The 19,531-nt window shown below is 43.7% G+C and carries 12 protein-coding genes; 1 reads left to right on the top strand and 11 read right to left on the bottom strand.

The genetic code is table 11. The annotated features are described in order from the left end of the window. Window positions 1-2: 2 nt before the first annotated feature. The 9 genes from ACO067_RS18090 to ACO067_RS18050 form a co-directional block, all read right to left on the bottom strand. Window positions 3-2,333 carry a beta-glucosidase family protein gene (locus ACO067_RS18090; RefSeq protein WP_421876632.1) on the bottom strand — a complete coding sequence of 777 codons (2,331 nt, stop codon included), beginning with the start codon at window positions 2,331-2,333 and terminating at the stop codon, window positions 3-5. Window positions 2,334-2,419: 86 nt separating this feature from the next. After that, the gene (locus tag ACO067_RS18085; protein ID WP_421876630.1) at window positions 2,420-3,934 is read right to left on the bottom strand and encodes a RagB/SusD family nutrient uptake outer membrane protein; all 1,515 of its coding nucleotides are present in this window, start codon (window positions 3,932-3,934) and stop codon (window positions 2,420-2,422) included. A 24-nt stretch (window positions 3,935-3,958) separates the two neighbouring features. Then, on the bottom strand, window positions 3,959-7,036 hold the full coding sequence (locus ACO067_RS18080; RefSeq protein WP_421876628.1) for a SusC/RagA family TonB-linked outer membrane protein: 3,078 nt from the start codon (window positions 7,034-7,036) through the stop codon (window positions 3,959-3,961). A gap of 409 nt (window positions 7,037-7,445) precedes the next feature. Next, window positions 7,446-8,801: a purine-cytosine permease family protein gene (locus ACO067_RS18075; RefSeq protein ID WP_421876626.1), complete on the bottom strand. Its 1,356-nt coding sequence runs from the start codon at window positions 8,799-8,801 to the stop codon at window positions 7,446-7,448. Between the two features lie 13 nt (window positions 8,802-8,814). Beyond that, on the bottom strand, window positions 8,815-9,969 hold the full coding sequence (locus ACO067_RS18070) for an alpha-hydroxy acid oxidase (RefSeq protein WP_421876624.1): 1,155 nt from the start codon (window positions 9,967-9,969) through the stop codon (window positions 8,815-8,817). Between the two features lie 8 nt (window positions 9,970-9,977). Continuing rightward, a complete protein-coding gene (locus ACO067_RS18065; RefSeq protein ID WP_421876622.1) occupies window positions 9,978-11,261 on the bottom strand; it encodes a class II aldolase/adducin family protein in 1,284 nt (427 codons plus the stop codon). After that, on the bottom strand, window positions 11,258-12,622 hold the full coding sequence (locus tag ACO067_RS18060) for an FGGY family carbohydrate kinase (RefSeq protein WP_421876620.1): 1,365 nt from the start codon (window positions 12,620-12,622) through the stop codon (window positions 11,258-11,260). Before ACO067_RS18060 ends, ACO067_RS18065 begins: the two co-directional genes overlap by 4 nt. 2 nt (window positions 12,623-12,624) lie before the next feature. Further along, the gene (locus ACO067_RS18055) at window positions 12,625-13,908 is read right to left on the bottom strand and encodes a sugar isomerase (protein ID WP_421876617.1); all 1,284 of its coding nucleotides are present in this window, start codon (window positions 13,906-13,908) and stop codon (window positions 12,625-12,627) included. Window positions 13,909-13,923: 15 nt separating this feature from the next. Continuing rightward, window positions 13,924-16,047, bottom strand: coding sequence for a bifunctional aldolase/short-chain dehydrogenase (locus ACO067_RS18050; RefSeq protein ID WP_421876615.1), 2,124 nt, complete (start codon window positions 16,045-16,047; stop codon window positions 13,924-13,926). A gap of 113 nt (window positions 16,048-16,160) precedes the next feature. On the opposite strand from ACO067_RS18050, the gene ACO067_RS18045 reads away from it, so the two are divergent. After that, on the top strand, window positions 16,161-17,042 hold the full coding sequence (locus ACO067_RS18045; protein WP_421876613.1) for an AraC family transcriptional regulator: 882 nt from the start codon (window positions 16,161-16,163) through the stop codon (window positions 17,040-17,042). Window positions 17,043-17,190: 148 nt separating this feature from the next. Here ACO067_RS18045 and ACO067_RS18040 read toward each other — a convergent pair whose 3' ends face one another. Next, window positions 17,191-18,114 carry an ROK family protein gene (locus tag ACO067_RS18040; protein ID WP_421876611.1) on the bottom strand — a complete coding sequence of 308 codons (924 nt, stop codon included), beginning with the start codon at window positions 18,112-18,114 and terminating at the stop codon, window positions 17,191-17,193. Window positions 18,115-18,170: 56 nt separating this feature from the next. Next, window positions 18,171-19,499: a sugar porter family MFS transporter gene (locus ACO067_RS18035; RefSeq protein ID WP_421876609.1), complete on the bottom strand. Its 1,329-nt coding sequence runs from the start codon at window positions 19,497-19,499 to the stop codon at window positions 18,171-18,173. Window positions 19,500-19,531 lie beyond the last annotated feature (32 nt).

Here is a 19,531-nt window from a genome sequence, read left to right as displayed (position 1 = left end):
AATTATTTAAGCGACTCTTCTTTTCTTAATTGGTAAAATTCTTTTTGAGGAACGAGGCTCTTAGTTGTTGTAAGTACCTCTATTGTTTTGGCCACATTTACATCAGACTTGCCAGCGATATCTTTAGATGAAGTACCGACAGCAATGTCGTACTGCCCTGGCTCCAATACCCACTTGGATACTTCAGAATCGAAGGAAGCGTAGGTAGCGGGATCGATCGTAAATGAAAGGTTTTGCTCCTCTCCAGGAGCTAAAAGATTTGATTTTGCAAAAGCTCTAAGCTCTATTTCTGGTTTTTCAAGCTTACCATTGGGAGCTGAAACGTATACTTGCACGACCTCCTTACCGGCTACACTACCAGTGTTTTTTACATTACAATAAACCGCGATATTTCCCTGCTTATCAAGTTTGGCCTTGACGGCAGAGACCTCAAAATCTGTATAGGAAAGTCCAAAACCAAACGGGTAAGATACCGCAACATCAAAGCTTTCGAAGTATCTATACCCAACATAGATATCCTCTTCGTAAACCACCTCAGCAGCTACTGGATTGAAAGGACTTGGGTACGGATTGTCTACCAACTCTTCACCTGGAAAATTCTTTGATGAATAATGGTCCATGTAGTAGACGGGGAAGGTCATCGGTAGCTTTCCTGAAGGGTTAACTTTTCCAGACAACATATTGGCAAATGCGTTTCCACCTTCCTGTCCGGCTTGCCACATGAGCACAATCGCATCTGCTTTTTCTTTCCAGCTGGCAGTTTCTATCACCCCACCAATATTCAATACAACTATAAATTTCTTTTCTTGAGCGCGGTAAGCCTCTGACAGCTGATTCACCAACTTTTGCTCTGTTTTGGATAAGTAAAAATCATGTCCTTGCTCCCGGTCATAAAACTCTCCAGACGTACGATTGATGGTAAACACACCCACATCAGTTAACTGAGCAATACTATCGAGCTCCTCCTTGATCCATTCCTTTTCAGGAAGGATCTCATCAGGACCAAACGACCATTCTTTCGGAGGTCGCTTATCTTTCTCACTTTTTATGAAAGCCTGGTAAGCTGTCGTTAATTCCTGGTTAACAACTACGTTATTGTTTTTAAGACCTTCGAGTAGCGACACACTGTAAGCTTTGTTGACATCACCGCTACCCGTTCCTCCTGCAATGGTTTCGTAAGAAGCCACACCAAACAGTGCTACTTTACTGGCCGGCTTCAATGGCAATGCACTTCCTTCATTCTTCAATAAGACAATTCCTTCCTCGGCAGCTTTTAGCGCTACTTCTTTACTCTTGTCTAGATCTGGTTGGTTGCTATTTTGATAGCCTTTGAATTCTAATGTCTTTTGGTAAGTGTCAAGGATTGCCTTGACATTTCTATTGAGGTCTGCTTCTGTCATTTCACCAGACTCTACAGCTTTGACGATTCTTCCCTTATGCGCTGGAGTGCCGGGCATCAACAGGTCGTTTCCTGCGATCAACTGTTTGGGCACATCTTCACCCCCAAACCAGTCGGTCATTACGAACCCATCAAAGCCCCATTCTTCTCGAAGAATCGTTCTTAAGAGCTCTTTGCTTTCAGAAGCATATTCTCCATTAATTTTATTGAATGCGGACATGGCCGACCATGGGTTGGATTCTTTTACCGCTATTTCAAATCCTTTAAGATAAATTTCTCTCAATGCTCGCTCGCTGACGATCACATCTACTGTCTGTCGGTTGGTTTCGTGGTTATTAGCCACAAAGTGTTTGATACAGACACCCACACCCTCTGCTTGCACGCCATTCGAAAAAGCGGCAGCCATTTTACCTGAGAGCAAAGGATCTTCCGAGTAATATTCGAAGTTTCTACCTCCTAGCGGGTTTCTATGAATGTTTAATGCCGGAGCCAGTAATACATCTACTCCGTACTCCTTGGCTTCATGGCCAAAGGCATGTCCCACTTCTTCCATTAACTCCACATTAAATGAAGATGCGAGCATAGTAGCCACTGGAAATGCAGTAGCATAATAAGTCTTACCTGGTTCTTCAGCGCGCTCCGGACTGATTCGAACTCCAGCCGGACCATCCGCAAATACCACTTTCGGAATATTGAGACGTTCATTCGGCAAACTGGTACCCGCTGCTCCCGGCACGTCATCTTTGGTCATCCCTACGCCTAGCATTTTAGCTTCGGACCATGGTATCTCCATTTCAGACCCAACCACTATACGCTCCTTCTCCTCGAGCGTCAATTGATCAATAAGTTTTTCTGTAGAAGGTATGGTAGATTGCTGTGCGCCAACCGAAAGGCAAGAGTTTAGGCACAATAAAACTAGTAATCTATTGAACATAGCTTGATTGTAGTTTTTTAAAACAGGCACCGGAACCGAAGGTTCCGATGCTTGTCTACGTATGAAAAAGTAATTCTAAGTGTGTATTAATATCCAGGGTTCTGGTCAGACTGGCTGATGCCAGGATTAACCCTGATTTCTCTTTGTGGAATAGGCAACAAAAGATCTTCTGAAGTCACCTGATATGCTCCTGTTGGAGGATTTACTCCTGCAGGGTAATAGTATGTCTGCGGATTGTTCAAAATGTTCTGACCCTGAGCGTTCATCACCTCTATAGCGCTACCAGTTCTCACAAGGTCATACCATCTCTTGTTTTCAAAAGCTAGCTCCACTCTACGCTCTTGCATGATCAAGTCTCTCAATTGCGCCTGACCTGCTGAACCAACTGCAGAAAGACCGGTTCTTGGATGCGCATGCACCATGTTGTAGTAGTTAAGTGCATCAGCTTTTCCTTGCTCATTTTTTGCCTCAGCTATCATCAACAACACTTCAGCGTATCGGTACACTGGCCAGTTGTTATTGGTGTTTGGTGCAAGGTTTGAGCCATGAACAAACTTTTTCACATATGGCACATCCACATAGCTATCTGCCGTTAAAAATCCTATAGAAGCATCTAGTCTAAGATCTCCCGCCTCATATGCTGCGATCAACTCAGGAGTAGGAGTGTTCCATCCACCAGCACCGTTCGCATAGCCATTTGGAAAACCTGGAACTACACCGGTATTGGATAGTGAAGGCAAGAATTGGTAAGCAAAGTTGCTTGCCGTTCCAGCTGCTTGATCATCCCAGTACTGAACTTCAAAAATAGACTCTGAATTGTTCTTGTTAGACGGGAAGAAAATTGATGCATAGTCATCAACTAGTGAATATCCTGACACTTGTAGCAATGCAGTTTCTGCTGCAGCCCACTCTTCACGCACCAGGTGAATGTTACCTAGCAAAGTGTAAGCAGCTCCCTTCGATACGAAACCTACCTCTTGATCAGCTCTTTCAGGAAGGATCGTTGCAGCCAACTCTACATCCGAGATAATTTGCTGATAAACGTCCTCACTAGCTACTCGAGGGCTTCCTGTGTCCTCGTAAGATGTCGGAGGGTCTAGCACCAATGGCACATCGCCATAGTTTTGAACTAGGTCGAAGTATGCGAAAGATCGAATAAACAAGGCTTGACCTTTGTAATTATCTCTTGCTGCGTCGCTGATATCTGCTTCATCAATTGCTGCTAGAATCTGATTGGCACGGCCAATCATGATGTACGCATTAATATACTTCACAGCTGTACCACCACCATTGGCATCATTGATGAACTGATCGATAAGCTCAAGTCCAGCAAAACCTCTATTAGTGTTGTAAATGAAACAAGTATTGTCTGATCTCATTTCACCGATTGTCCAGGCGCCAAAATCATCGTTACCCAGGCCAGTGCCAAAGAATTCTCTCAAAGGTTGGTACATTCCAACCGTAGCTTGTTGAAAGTCTTCTTCAGTCTTGTAAAAGTCTCCGGAAGAAACCACTGTCTCCGGCAATTTGGTCAAAAAGTCGTCCTCACACGCTGAGAAAATTACACTCAACAGAACGATTGCGAATATTTTAGATTTCATGATTCTTTCTTTTAGAGTGATCAATTAAAACGTAAGGTTCACACCCAATGAGTAAGTTCTAGGAACTGGATAAGTGGTGTTATCTGCCCCGGCGCTAACTCCGCCAGCTGCTGATACTTCAGGGTTACCACCTGGATAGTCCGTCAGAACAAAAGCTCTCTGAATACTTGTGTAGACTCTAGCCTTACCGATGAAGTCCATATTGTCAACTGGAAGATTGTATCCCAAGGTGATATTTTGGATGGTCAGGTAAGAAGCGTCGTATACAAATTTGGAATGGAACCAGTCTCTTTCAGGACCTGTAGTACCAGGAGTCACTGTACCGTAACGTCCGTCACCAGGATCACTTTCTGATCTCCATCTGTTGTCCAAAGCGCTAACCACGTTGAAGTTACCGTCAAGGTTTGCTGCAAATCGATCGATAGTATTTACCACTTTGTGGCCTACTGCTCCCTGAGCAACAACTGTCAGATCAAAGTTTTTGTAAGCAAATGTGTTGGTAAATCCATAGATGAATTTAGGTGCTGTGTTACCGATGATGGTCCAGTCCCTTTCGTCATTGGTTACTGTTCCGTCACCATCTTGATCTACGAATCGAATACTTCCTACGCCAGCTCCGTTGTGCAGTGGACCTGCATCGTATTCACTCTGGTTGATGAACAAGCCATCAGCTTGCAATCCATATAGTTGTCCAATAGGCTGTCCTACTTGTGTGAGGTTTCTAACAAAGCCTGCAGGACCACCGATGATCAATGGAGCATCTTCTGTACCAAGCTTTAATGCTTCATTTTTGTTGAATGCGATGTTGAAATCTGTATTCCAAGTAACAGGACCTGTTAGGTTTTTTGTACTCAAAACGAACTCATGTCCCCAGAATTTGAAATCTCCTACGTTAGTAGCGAAGTTGTAAAATCCTGAAGAGATTGGAATCTCCACTGTGTAAAGCAGGTCAGTAGTCATCTTGCTGTAGTAGTCGTAGCTAAATGACACACGATCGTTGAACAGCCCAACTTCTACTCCGATATCTGTTTGTGCTGTGCGCTCCCAACCAAGACCTTCGTTGTTCAAACCAGCAAGGCTCTTTCCACCATAAAGTACGTCATTGAATGGGTTGTTAGTAGAAACTACAGAAGCATACTGCGTGTAGTTACCCACGTTATTGTTACCTGTGATACCGTAACTAGCTCTTAATTTCAAGAAAGAAACGGTTGGCAAATCAGCCATGAACGATTCCTCTGAAATCACCCAGCCTGCTGAAATGGATGGGAAATTACCCCATCGGTTTTGTGCTCCAAATTTGGAAGACCCGTCCGCTCTCAAAGCTGCAGAAACCAAGTATTTGTTTTGGAAGCTGTAGTTAACGCGTCCAACTACGGAAGCAAGACTCCACTCCTGAATATCTGTGGTCCCTGTAATAGTTGTAGCTGCATTAAGTGTTTGTACTCTATTGTCTGGGAAACCTGCACCACTCATTGAAGCAGACTCGCCACGAGCTGCTTGGGTGGTATATCCTACAAGCACATCGAAATCATGATCTCCTACGGATTTAGCATATTTCAAAGTGTTCTCTAACATCCAAGAATAGCCAAAACTATTGTTATGGTAACCTGAAATTCTATTTGGATCATCCGGGTTACCTGGGTTGAATACTCCACCTGCGGTAGATGGTGTGAAGCCATTCCCTACGGAATTTCCAACGTCAACACCAGCCATTACTTTGTAAGTCAAACCTGGAAGTACTTCAGCTTCAAGGAATAGGTTAGAAAGTAGCCCAGTATTTTTGGAAGTGTTTTTCACAGCTTGTACCTGGTGGTACCAGTTTGGCATTGGAATCGTACCAATAGTTCCGAAATCGCCCCAAGTACCAGCAGAATAAGGAACAGTTCCGTCCTCATTTACGTGAGGGAAGATCGCAGGTGTAAGAATAGCACCTTGCAAAATACCTCCTGAAACGTACCATACTCCGTCAGTTTGTGGAGACTTCCGATTAGTGAATGTTGGCGCTATGTTTGCTCCCACACGAACTCTATCATTAACACTGTAGTCCATGTTGGCACGTAAAGAGATTCTCTCGAACTCTGAATTCAGCAACACACCTTTCTGCTTGAAGTAACCAGCTACTACTGACGTTCTCAGATTACCTGTAGAACCTTTGATTGATAAGCTGTAGTTTTCGATTGGTGCATCTCTTGTGATTAGGTCAAACCAATTGGTTCCTTCTCCAAGCTCTTCAGGATTTTGGAATAATTCCGGAACTGGCTGACCATTTTGTTCATAGTACTCTTTCTTGAACTGACCATACTCCTGCGCATTCATCATGTCAGGTCTACCTTTCTCCGGAATCTGCTGGATACCGTAGTAAGAACTGAAAGAGATCTCTGTATCTCTACCTTTTGCTCTTTTAGTCGTTACGATAACCACTCCGTTAGCCGCTCTACTACCATATAGTGATGTAGAAGAAGCATCTTTTAGAACTGTGATACTTTCAATTTCGTCTGGGTTCATGTTAGAAATGTCTCCAGTGATAGGGAAACCATCCACTACATAAAGTGGATCACTACCCGCAGAAATAGAAGCCTGACCTCTAATTCTCACTGACATTCCTCCGCCAGGAGTACCAGTAGTTTGATTGATTTGAACACCAGCCAATTTACCTTGTAGCTTTTGGGTCACTTGTGCAACAGGAAGTTCCTGAAGTTCTTCAGAACTCACTTTTTGAACTGAGCCAGTCATTTTTTGCTTGCTCTGCTCACCGTAAGCTACTACTACTACCTCTTCCAGACTACTTACGTCTGGCTGAAGTGAAAAAGTTATTTCCGTTTGTCCATCCACAGAACGCTCAAGGCTCTGATAACCTACAAACGAAACAACCAATACCGCATCATTAGTAACTTCAAGTCTGAAGTTTCCATCAATGTCAGTCACAGTACCATTAGTAGTACCTTTCTCCATCACCGTGGCACCTGGAAGTGGCTCTCCATCTCCAGTAACCTTTCCCGAAACCATCTCACCGCCTTGTGCCAAAACGGTCAAACAGCTCATCAAGAACATACTAAACAGCACAAATGCTTTACTGCATTTGCCAGCGTATAAATGCTTCATAATGTTAATACTTTAGATAACAAATCAGTTAGTTGTGTTAGTAAATTAATTCTCTTTCATCTTTGAGTTTGTGAGCACTAACCTGCTCGGGTGAATCCATATCAATTCAAACCAGTTCTTTCTATTTAAGTAGTCGTTTGAAAATTTTAACATCTGGTAGATTTTACTTGATTTGATATTAATATTTTTTCAATAAAACTAAGTTATAATGCTATTTCAACAAACTATTGTACGATATGACATATGATTTGCACTTTTTGATACCGCTGAAATCGTTTGCAAATCGTGCAATCGATGCACTTAGATATCCATCTAACAAAACCTTAAACGGGCTGTGAAAATCATTAGATTTTAACGAATTCGTTACAACAATTTCAATTAGAATAAGTGATGCCTACCAGAAAGAAATTTACTTCCTTGAAAAAAAGAAATAAAGCAGACCACTCAGAACCCATGCAGGCAATATCAAAAAAGACAAGAAGATGTCAAATGATTGCGAAATGGCATAGAACAAAACAGGGGAAACTGCCCAGGCAATTAGGACTTTCCAATTAAATCCATCGGAAGGATAATCTCCAGAACGTTCTGTGATTCCAGCAAAATGATCGAAAACAATGATCGCACCCATTGGTGCCAGAATGAACCCATATAGCGCAACGAAATCCAATAACTTCATAGCGAATGCCGGAAACAAACCAGCAATAGTGGCCAGAGCTCCTGCGAAAATGGTTACCCAAAATCTCGATGCTTTAGGAATAATGGCTTGAAAAGCCAGGCCTGCCCTGTAAATGGTCGGGTTGGCAGTGGTCCATCCAGCGATAATTACGGCTATGATCCCAAACACTCCAATTGCATTGTAAGCCAAAGGCCCTGGAGCCACCGTCGGAGCAATGCCTAAAGACAACATACTTTGTGCTTCAGGTGATCTCAGGTAAACCGCATACAATAGTGCAGCGGCAATCCAGGCCATGTAATGACCCACGTACATCCCTGCTGCTGTGGTCCAGCCTGCTGATGGAGATTTAGCAAAACGGAATACCGATAAATCAGACATCCCAATGTTCATGGCTGCATTTGCAAACCATGACCACACCACCACATGCCAAAACGTGTATTTGATTTGACCCGGGAAAGGCTCAGAACCTTCGCCCCAAATATTCCAGAAATCACTGAAGCTGACTACACCAAGCTGGTTTATGGCCACAAAACCACAAACTACGAATGCCAAAACAATAAATGGCGACATCCAGTTGGCCGCCTTGCTCACCGTATCGTAGCCTCTAGCCGCAATAACTGAGATTACGGTTCCAATGGCCAGTACAATAACAATCCAGGTGACCCCATTAGGCATGGTATCCGTTAATTTGGGCATTTCCATTTCAAAGGGCACACCAACTGCTGTAGCCGAAACGGTCACCATGGAACCAGCTAAGAAGCAAAAAAGCACTCCGTTAGCGAGATTGTAGACCGTCACCAATTTGCGTCCACAGATTTTCTCAAGCTGGTAATAAAGCGTCAAACGATGCTTGACCGCTATTTCAGCAGTCAAAAATCGCCAGGACAATACCGCTAAAAAATTTCCTAAAAGTAAACCAACGATGAGATCGAACGCACTAACCCCTGCTGTTAAAAATAACGGACCAATAACAAACTCTGTCCCAGCGGCATGTTCTCCAGCGTACATCCCCAAAAAGCTTTTCCAGCCTTTAAGGTTTGATGAAGGTATCGGAGATCTTTCAAATTCAGTTTGTGTTGTTTCGCTCATCTATTTTGGTTACTTAATTTTCTTGAATCAAATGGTTGGATAATGAAGACACGTTGGGGCAGCATACCTGATTAAATACCTGAGTCAACTGCTTTCGCAGCACTGATACGGTATGCTTCCCTCCATTCTTGCCGAGTGCAGATACTCCATACATGAAGGATCTACCCAAAAAAGCCATCTCAGCACCAGAAGCTAACGTACAAGCGATATCAGGGCCAGTTCGCACACCGCTATCCATAAGAATGGTGATGTCATTTTTATATTTTTCGACTATGGGATTTAAGGACTTAATGGTAGACTCACCATTATCAAGTTGACGCCCACCATGATTGGAAACCATCACGCCATCCAAGCCAATGGATATGGCTTTCTCCACATCTTCGGTGGTGGTGAGTCCTTTGATGACTAGTTTCCCCTTCCACTTATCACGCAACTCCTTGACTTTCTCTAGACTGAGACGTCCATCAAAAGTCTTATCCATAAACATCCCTAGATGCTTCAGGTTAAGCCCTTTTGGTATGTAAGGTTTCAGCGTTTTGAATTCGGGAATACCATGAAACAAGGTACTCACCGCCCAATTAGGCCGGGACATCACCTGTAGCATATTACTCAAGGTCATCTTGGGCGGAATCGCCAATCCATTTTTTATTTCTTTGGATCGATAACCAAATGTTGGGACATCCGCCAATATTACCAATACCGGATAACCTGCCGCTTCAGCTCTTTTCAACAAATCATCTCTCAATGATTCCTCTTTGGGATTGTATAGTTGAAACCAAGCATTACCCTGGGCTAACTCCCCCACTTTCTCAATAGTAGCCGTTCCTACCGTACTGAGAATGAAAGGGATATTGTAATCTCCTGCGGCTTTGGCCAATATTTCGGAAGCTCCTGGCCACATCATTCCTTGCAGACCTATTGGTGAAATCCCAAAAGGCAAATCATACTTCTGCCCCAATACCTCTACGCCTAAATCCGGAGTAACATATTTATCCAGATAGTAGGGTTTCAACTGAAGATCACGGATCTCATCCGTATTTCTTTTAATGTTGATTTCGGAGTTGCAACCTCCATCCAGGTACTCAAATGCAAAACGTGGGATTCGTTTTTTAGCACGCTGGCGCAGCATTTCTATTTCGGCATAATTCGGATTGATGTACTCTTCCATGATCTTGTTTACTTTAAAAATTTGTTGACAAGATCATCAATTTCTTCTTCACCAATAGCCACTAAATCGCCCAGCATGGTACTTTCAATCAACGATTGCGCACTAAATTCCGCTACCTCCAATCGATCAAATGTTTCTAGCATGGTTTTACCGGTAACCAGCACGCTATCATTTTTAATAATTGCTATAGGTGTTTCTTTGGAAACTGCCTGCGGCACTGCGTCCAATCCATTGAGGTGATCACCAAATTCAATAAATGGAATGTCCTTCAACAAGATGTAGCTCTCAGGAATTGTTCTAGTTTCAAAAACCTTATGTGAAATTCCAAAAGCCATTACTCCTGGTGGCTGAGTATTGATAATGCAATGAATATCAGGGTTTTGCTCGTAAATAGCCTGATGAAGTTTCACCGCTTTACTTGGGAATTTTCCCTTTTCACGGCGGCCATCTTTTATCTGTACAATATCCGAATGCCCAATAAATCGTCTGTTCAGACTGGTGGGAGTAATCAAGAAATCATTACCCCTCCACCGCATGGACACCGTACCGTGACTGCTGATCATTAGATTCTGTTTACAGGCACGCTTTACAAAGGAGTAGATTTCATGCCTCAATTCCTTTTCATCTGTGGTGTGAACCACCTCCTCAGACTCAGGCAAATCCACATCCTGACTTTCAAATGCTGCGATTTGCTCATCCGTGAGGGATTGGTAACCGCCCAATTTCTGGGAGTTAATAATGGATCGCGCACAGAACTCAAGTGTCTCAAATCGCTGAAAAGCCCTAAATAAATTAGATCCCCCAACCACGGTCCCATGATTTTCCATGATGACGGAGTTATAGCCTTTTTCGAAAATGTCCGAAATACTTTTCCCCAGCTCATCACTCCCCGGCAACTTATAGGGTGCGTATCCTACAGGTCCGCAAAACTTTTTGGTCTGGGGTATGATGTTCGTATCTGGAATCTGACGTACGATGCTAAAAGATACCAGTGCTGGTGGATGGGCATGAATGACCGCATTCAAGTCCGGTCTCAACTCATAGATCGCCTTGTGAAACGGAAACTCTGATGACGGCTGATGAATACCCTCGAAAGTTCCATCCTTGCGAACGCACACTATGTCTTTTGGTGTCAGGTTCCCTTTGTCATACCCTCCAGGAGTTACCCAGATATTACCTTCTTCATCTCTTATGGAGATGTTTCCACCAGAGGTGGTGGTCATGCCATTGGTATAGATCAAATCCATGATCATGGCAATTCTGTTTCGCGGATGCAAAAGTTCTAGATTCATAACACAGCTTCGGTTAATTTGACATTGTATACCTTTTCAAGAAATCCTTCAGGTAAGTTGCGATGGTTCACAACCACTGCTGCCCCCAATGCTGAACCTAGCGGGAAGGATGATGAATAAACGTGGTATTCAGGAAGCTTATCTGCCAAAAACTGCACGAATATTTCACTTGAACTAAAGCCTCCATCCACATAAATATTTTTGACCTCCGACTGTCCAAGAGTAAGTCGCAAGGATTGAATTTGTAAGTCAGTGATCTCATCAAAAAATTGACTCATGGCATCTTCATAGCTATCAAAAATGCTGAAATCGGGAGCTGGATCGTTCTCATAACCATATCGCTCGGGCTTCAACACCGAATGATCAAAAAGAAGCTTTGTCTCCTCCATCCTTTTGGAAACAAATAATCCAGATTTCTTTAGTGACTTATAGGCCTGATAATCCACGCCGAAGTATTCGGATACCTCACGAGCCGTATTGCTCAGGTGCTTACCTAGGAAAAGTCGAGAAGCTTTGACCGAAAGTCCTTTAGGGTTAAGGAAGTTCAAGCAATCAGCATTCAGCTCTTCTGGAGTTAGTACACTCTGGTTGTACATGTTCATGCAGATGCTCCAGGTCCCGGTTGAAATCAACGTGAATGGGTGATGATTCGCATTGTAATAAGGCACCAGTGCCGATGAACTATCGTGAATACCTACGCCGATTCGCACTCCATTCTTCAAGAAATTGGTATCTGAAGGAACTACCGGACACATCAAATCTTCCAATCCCTCATCTATCACCCACTGAGCATATTTGTTATTGGCCATATCCCACAGACCTGTGTGACATCCCAAACTCGTGAAGTCAGTTACGTACTCATTCGTAAAAAGAGCGCTCAGGTATTGGGGGAAATGAACTGATCGCTTGATCTTGCTAAACAGCTCAGGTTTGGTATATTTCAGATAATAAAGTTGCAGTCCGGAGTTGAGCATGCCCATAAAGGGACTTGCAGTTGTCAACTCAAAAGCATGCTTTTCACCATGATCCTTAACAAATCGCTCTTTCAGCTCCTCGGGGAATGGCTTGAGGTAATTGTAAAATGGTGCTACCCTATTACCCTGAGCATCCAAATGGACTAAAGAAGCACCGTAGGTAGAGAAATTCAAACTTTTGATTTGATACTCAGGATGATTAGCCATCTTAAAATAGACTTTTGTCATCCAATCGATGAGGTTATCCAGGTCCTCACATGGAAAACCATCGTCATCGGTGATCTCTTCAAATCGCGTGTACTCGCGGTACACCTCTTTAAAGTCCGAATCCAGAAGAAAAAATTTCTTATTCGTCTTACCAATATCAAAGATTGCGGAAACTTCCATGACTAAAGTCCGGTTGCGGAAACATTCACCCCTCTATCGTTGATCAATGTTTCTCGTATCTTCAGTTCGCGATATGCTGCAAGCGGATCGATGGCAGCTCCGGCCATCAACCTTGACTTCCACAACAATGGGCGTACATCCGTACGGTATGCGCTCTGTAGAATCTCCTGGCATAACGCCACATCGTTTTCTTCCTGGGCTTGAGCCAGCTGTTGATGATCTACCAACAATGCCTGTGCATAAGCGATTAATATTGCCTCTAACGACTGGATGAGATCCTCCAGTGGATCCTTCACATTGTGACTGGCATCAATCATCCAGGCTAGTTCTGGATTACCAGAAGTATTGTTATTCATTCCATATACCAACTCATTGAAAATCAAGAAAAGCTGGTAGGGTTTGATGCTTCCACAGGTAAGGTCGTCATCACCATATTTACTGTCATTGAAATGGAATCCTCCAAGTCTTCCCCTCATCAGAAGAGTAGCTACGATTTGTTCTATGTTAGTATTGGGTAGATGATGCCCTAGGTCAACCAAGGTGTGTGCACGCTCGCCACAACCTTCTGCCAGCATGAGTGATGTTCCCCAATCCTGTATAACAGTAGAATAGAAATAAGGCTCATACGGTTTGTACTCGATCAGCATGTTCCAGTCAACTGGGAGCTGATCGTAAATCTCAGCCAGTGAGTGCTGCGTATTCTTAAAGGATTTCCGAAAATTAGCCTGCCCAGGAAAAGAAGCACCATCTGCCAGCCATATAGTCAATGCCTTGCTACCCAGTTGATCTCCATATTTGATCACCTCCAGGTTATGAGCAATGGCCTCATCGCGAGCTAGTTTTTGATTGCTGCTCAGTGAACCATACTTGTAGGTACTTTGCTGGCCATCATGATCCTGAAAGGTATTGGAATTAACCGCATCAAACTTTACTCCCAATAAATCAGCTTGCTCTCGAATACCAGCCGGATCTGTAGGAATATCCCATGGAATGTGTAAACTCACTGCTCCTGCAGAACCTGTGAGTGCATGTAAAACACCCACATCGTCTAATTTCTCTTCCAAAGAGCGAGGTTCCCCGCCCATTGAAAATCTACCAAAACGTGTTCCTCCAGCTCCTAAGGCCCAGCTTGGAATAGCCACCTGATAATCAGTTAGCTTCTGTAAGATTCCAGCTACATCCTTACCAGCTAGCTCTAAATCGGCAGCAAGCGCATCGTGCTTGGCCGCTGCATCTGTCAACCGCTTCTGATTGACTGTTTGAATATTTTCTGATGTAATCTTCATGAGTCCTTCAGTTAATTATCTAACAAAGGCCTCAGCCATTCCACCATCTACGTTGATAATGTTGCCAGTAGACTTATCCAAAATACCAACTACAGCAAACACACCATTTGCGATATCTTCCGGACGAATGATCTCATTGAGTAGGTTTCGCTTGGCGTAAAATGCCGGCAGCTCCTCTACAGTGATGCCATAGGCTTTTGCCCGACCTTCAGCCCATTTACCTTCCCAAATCTTACTACCTATGATCACCCCATCTGGGTTGACGGTGTTGACTCTGATCTTTTCTGGGCCTAGCTCTGCAGCTAGCAATCTGGTCATGTGCTGTTGTGCAGCTTTGGCTGTACCATAAGCGACATTGTTCTTACCGGCCACCAATCCATTTTTACTGGCTATGTTCACAATATCTCCACCAAACCCTTGAGTTCTCATGATGGCAGTACCAGCCTTAGCCATTCTGAATTGACCTGCAACTAACACTTCTTGCAATAAATCCCAGTCTTGCTGAGAGGTCTCTGCAAGTGGTTTAGAAATCGCCAGACCAGCTGAATGAACAACAATATCCACTCCACCGAATTCTAGTGATGCAGCTTTATAAGCCTTCTCCACTGATTCTTCCTTCGTCACATCACACACTGTATAGCTAGCAATATCACGCTTATATGTTGCGTAAGCCTCTTTTGCTCGCGCTTCATCAATGTCTGTAATTACGACATTCGCACCCTCAGCAGCTAGTTTGTCAGCTATGGCTTTACCGATACCTCCACCAGCTCCGGTGACGATTGCCACTCGACGCGATAACGGCTTCTCAGGAGGCATACGCTTTAGTTTGTCTTCTTCGAGCAGCCAATATTCAATATCAAATGCCTCTTGACGTGGCAAGGAGGTGTATTCAGAAATAGCCTCAGCTCCTCTCATCACGTTGATCGCATTGATGTAGAATTCTGAAGCTACTCGTGCCGTCTGCTTATTCTTAGCAAAGGTGAACATACCCACACCTGGATAAAGGATTACCACAGGGTTTGGATCACGCATTGCGGGACTATTATCTCTTTTACAAGTCTCGTAGTATTCTTCGTATTCTTTTCGGTATTGCTCAAATGCAGGAATAATCTGCTCCTTCACAGCCATTGGATCTGTAAGGCCAGCATCCGGAGCTAGTGAAAGTACCAATGGTTGGATCTTGGTTCTCAAGAAATGATCTGGACACGAGGTACCCATCGGAGCCAATCGAGCTAGATCATTGCTATTGACAAATTGTAATACTCGCTCATCATCCGTAAAGTGACCAATCATCTTATTATGGCTTGAGCAAAGGCCTCTAAGTACCGGTGCTAAAAGAGAAGCTTGCTCTTTTCTTTCTTCAGCTTCCAAGCTTTCTATCTTGCTACCGCCAAAAACAGCTCCATCCTTACCTTCACGCTCAGCGATGTATTTGGAAGCGTCTTCAATTACTTGTAGACTGTTTACATAACATTCATAGCTTGTCTCTCCCCAGGTAAATACCCCGTGACTTCCAAGTACAATACCTCGGATGCCCGGATTTTCCTCAAGACACTTCTCTAATTGGAGTCCTAAGTCAAAACCAGGCCTCTGCCACGGTACCCAGCCCATGCTATCTCCCCAAATCTCTTTGGTAATAGCTTCACTATCCTTAGCTGCTGCTACTGCAATCAAAGCATCTGGATGTAAATGGTCAATATGTTTGAATGGAAGCAATCCATGAAGAGGTGTGTCAATAGAAGGTGCACGGCTATCCAAATCGTGCAAACAGTGATAGTATAAAGGTACGATTTCATCTTCAAATTCGATACCTCGGTAAGCCTTTTTAAGGTCTCTTAACTTATCAACATACAGACCCGCGATACCGTCTCTTTTCAAGGTTCCAATATCTCCACCAGAGCCCTTCACCCATAGCACTTCTCTTTCTTCTCCAGTCAATGGATCTTTCTCCATGGTCTTACATGAAGTATTGCCCCCACCATAATTTGTAACCCTCAGGTCTGCTCCAAGAATGTTTGATCTATATAGGAATAGGGATACCTGATCATCGCCCAACTTCTCGGCATCAGAATGCTCCCATAGATAATCCACATATTTAAAGTCCTCCTTCTTGATGGAATTAGAAATAGTGAAATTCATAATATTTTATTTATTTTGATATTTTATTATTTTCAATAAAACGAATTTATATTGATATAATACAAACAACTTGCATCATATGACATTGTATTTGCACATTTTGATATTACAACATGGAGGACTTTTTTAATTACCTAACATCTAGCCAGGAAGACAAAGACTGGGGACTATTCTTAACGGTAACTGGCAGATACACTTCACACCCACATTCAGCATACCCAAAGCGGTCGCACCCATCAGGTTATTACTTTGAATGGGAACATGGCCGTGTACTAGATGAATACCAGATTAACTACATCACAGAGGGTAGCGGCATTCTTCAAACCAACGATGATGAATACGAAATTAAGCCTGGATCAATCATGGTCATACAGCCGGGAATGAAGCACCGCTACAAGCCAGACCCTGAAGTTGGATGGACCGAAAACTACATTGGTTTCAAAGGGCATTTGGCAGATCATTTTATGCAAAAGACACTTGATGAATTAAAAACAAAGCCTCTTATTCACTGCGGAAGTCAGCTTGAATTTCTCGATAGCTACCACAAAATCTATGAGCTAGTACTCGATCAGAAGCCGTCCTATCAAAAAATCAGTTCAGGTCTGCTGTTGAAACTGTTTGGCTACATCGACTCATTCTTAAAGTCACAACAGTTTGAAGGAAAAGAAGTAGATGCATTAATCAACGAAGCAAAGAATTACATGTGGGAGAATGTCAACCACGAAGCGGATTTTCATGAATTCTCACGCCAGCACAATGTGAGCTATTCCTATTTTAGAAAGGTATTCAAGTTGTATACCGGCTTGGCACCGCATCAGTTCTTTCTTGATTTAAAAATGATGCGTGCAAAAGAATTGATCGTAGCTACTGAAATTCCAGTTAAAGAGATTACCTATAAGCTGGGATTCGACTCGATTCACTACTTCAGCAGGCTCTTTAAGAAAAAGACCGGCCAGTCTCCCACTGATCTAAGAAAGCAGAATGTCACGGAATAACGCAAACGAAAAAACCCTGACGAACTATTTGTCTGTCAGGGTTTTTAGTAGCAGTCCCTAGGGGACCATCTTTATATATGATTATCAGATATTTACACTTTTTATGTAAAACATTTTGTAAATCATTAGCACGCTATAATTTAAGCTACTATACAACTAAAAATGCAGCACCAAACACTCCGGCGCTATCTCCCAATAGCGGTTTGACCACAGGCGTTTCGAACTCATGATCGAAGATGTGGTCGGCAATTTTGGGTACCCCATCAGAATAAATCTCCTCTACGGTACTTACTCCACCTCCCAACACAATCACATCCGGATCGATAATATTCCCCAGCACACTGAGAGCCATCGCCACACCATCTGTGAGTCTCCTCATGGTGGCTTTGGCAACCTCATCTTCGCCAGATCGAGCCAGATCTACGATTTCCTTCAACCCTTTGTACTTCCCTGATTCCCGCTCATAATACCACTCCAGAGAAGGGCCAGATAGCACACTTTCGTTACAACCCTGCTTCCCGCAATAGCACTCCCTGCCCTCAAAGCCATGCAAATAATTATGGCCCCACTCTCCTCCTATTCCGTGATATCCACCAAGGATTTGTCCATTCACGACTAACCCTCCACCCACGCCAGTTCCGAGTATCACTCCAAAAACTACCCGGGCATCCGGGTACTTTGCCCGAACAATCCCCAAACGCGTTTCTGCCAGGGCAAAACAATTGGCATCATTGGCCATACCAACCTGCATGCCTAACAGCTTACTTAAATCACTCTGCATGGGTTTTCCATTCAGACAAAGCGCGTTACTGTTTTTCATAAGTCCGGTTGCAGGCACTATGGTACCTGGAGTCCCAATGCCCAATTTTTTAGGACGGTATCCAAGGTGGTCTTCCATCAGGTCAATGGCCTTAGCCACTTGTTGGAGCACATGCTCATAGCCTTGATCAGCCTCCGTTGGCACCCTGAGTCGATGCAGCACCGCCGGATCAGCTTCAGATGTTAATACGGCACACTCAATCTTAGTACCTCCCAGATCGATACCCCAGAGATGACTTTGATGTTCTATCATGGTTACTTAATGTAATTCTCTATTCTATCATTGGACTAAATATGGTAGACATTGTATTATCCTACCAGTTCCTCTTCCAACTCCTCCAGTGATTTCCCTTTGGTTTCTGGCATCATGAAATGCGTGTACAACAATTGGAGCACCATGAAACAACCGAAGAACACGAAAGCTACCCACGGTGAAAAGGCGTTGATCAGTATAGCTCCGAACAGCGTGATCAAGGCGGCAAACACCCAATGTGTACCGCTACCCCAGGCCTGACCGTAGGCGCGAACCCTGTTGGGGAAAATTTCAGAAATGAATATCCAGATCACTGAGCCCTGACCGATGGCGTGAGAAGCTATGAACGTAAGGATGAAGATCAGTTTGAACAGCGCACTTGACTCCACATAAAAACCATAGGCAACCATAAACAAGCTGACGATGTAGCCGATTGAACCAATGTACATGAGCTGTTTACGACCCAAGCGATCAATCAAAGTCATGCCTACGAAGGTGAAAGCTAGGTTGACAATACCAATAGAAATCGAGCTCAACAAAGAATCTGAGGAACCGAAACCGGCCTTTTGAAGAATTTCTGGCGCGTAATAGAGAATGAAGTTGATGCCCGAAAGTTGATTGAAAAAAGCAATTAAAAAAGCCAGGATCAAAGAACGCTTGTATTTAGCTGAAAACACAGATGAGGTATCGTGTCTGGTCTTTTGATGATCCTCCTCTACGGCATTGAGCATCGCCTCAGCTTCCGCAGGAGAGTTTGTCAAGTCATTGAGCACTTTCCGGGCTTGCTCCAGATCATTTTTGTGGATAATCAACCAACGCGGACTTTTCGGCACCCCAAGAACCATCAGGGTATAAATGAGGGCAGGAAACGACTCGATTCCCAGCATCCAGCGCCAGTCATTATCTCCTCCTACACCTTGCAACAGGTAATTGGAAATGAAAGCGATCAAAATACCAAACACGAGGTTGAACTGATAGAGAATACCCAGTCGTCCACGGTTGCTGGCTGACGATATTTCTGAAATATAGGTAGGCGCTGCAATGGAGGAAACCCCCACTCCTAGGCCTCCAATAAACCTGAAAAAGGAAAACGAATAAGGATCCGGCGCTAATCCACTACCAACTGCTGACACAAAATAGAGCACGCCTATCCAGATCAAGGTGGTTTTTCGACCCAATTTGTCCGTAGGAATACCGGCTAGCAAAGCCCCCACGACTGTTCCCCAGAGGGCCATGGACATGATGAAGGTACCGTGAAACCATTCGGAGGTATTCCACAATTCCTTGATGGGCAGGTTGGCCCCGGAGATGACTACCGTGTCAAAACCAAATAAAAATCCAGCCAAAGAGGCGGTGATGGAGGCATTGATTAATTTTCTATTCATCCGTTCAGTTGAAGTTTACTTTGGTGAAGATG

This window comes from Marinoscillum sp., from assembly GCF_965229915.1.
Lineage (GTDB): Bacteria > Bacteroidota > Bacteroidia > Cytophagales > Cyclobacteriaceae > Marinoscillum.
This window is presented reverse-complemented; position numbering and strand designations above follow the sequence as displayed.

Coding starts and splice junctions, on each gene's coding strand:
- ACO067_RS18040 (WP_421876611.1), bottom strand. CDS start 18,114: ATGATAGAACATCAAAGTCATCTCTGGGGTATCGATCTGGGAGGTACT.
- ACO067_RS18085 (WP_421876630.1), bottom strand. CDS start 3,934: ATGAAATCTAAAATATTCGCAATCGTTCTGTTGAGTGTAATTTTCTCA.
- ACO067_RS18035 (WP_421876609.1), bottom strand. CDS start 19,499: ATGAATAGAAAATTAATCAATGCCTCCATCACCGCCTCTTTGGCTGGA.
- ACO067_RS18060 (WP_421876620.1), bottom strand. CDS start 12,622: ATGGAAGTTTCCGCAATCTTTGATATTGGTAAGACGAATAAGAAATTT.
- ACO067_RS18075 (WP_421876626.1), bottom strand. CDS start 8,801: ATGAGCGAAACAACACAAACTGAATTTGAAAGATCTCCGATACCTTCA.
- ACO067_RS18050 (WP_421876615.1), bottom strand. CDS start 16,047: ATGAATTTCACTATTTCTAATTCCATCAAGAAGGAGGACTTTAAATAT.
- ACO067_RS18055 (WP_421876617.1), bottom strand. CDS start 13,908: ATGAAGATTACATCAGAAAATATTCAAACAGTCAATCAGAAGCGGTTG.
- ACO067_RS18045 (WP_421876613.1), top strand. CDS start 16,161: ATGGAGGACTTTTTTAATTACCTAACATCTAGCCAGGAAGACAAAGAC.
- ACO067_RS18080 (WP_421876628.1), bottom strand. CDS start 7,036: ATGAAGCATTTATACGCTGGCAAATGCAGTAAAGCATTTGTGCTGTTT.
- ACO067_RS18090 (WP_421876632.1), bottom strand. CDS start 2,333: ATGTTCAATAGATTACTAGTTTTATTGTGCCTAAACTCTTGCCTTTCG.
- ACO067_RS18065 (WP_421876622.1), bottom strand. CDS start 11,261: ATGAATCTAGAACTTTTGCATCCGCGAAACAGAATTGCCATGATCATG.
- ACO067_RS18070 (WP_421876624.1), bottom strand. CDS start 9,969: ATGGAAGAGTACATCAATCCGAATTATGCCGAAATAGAAATGCTGCGC.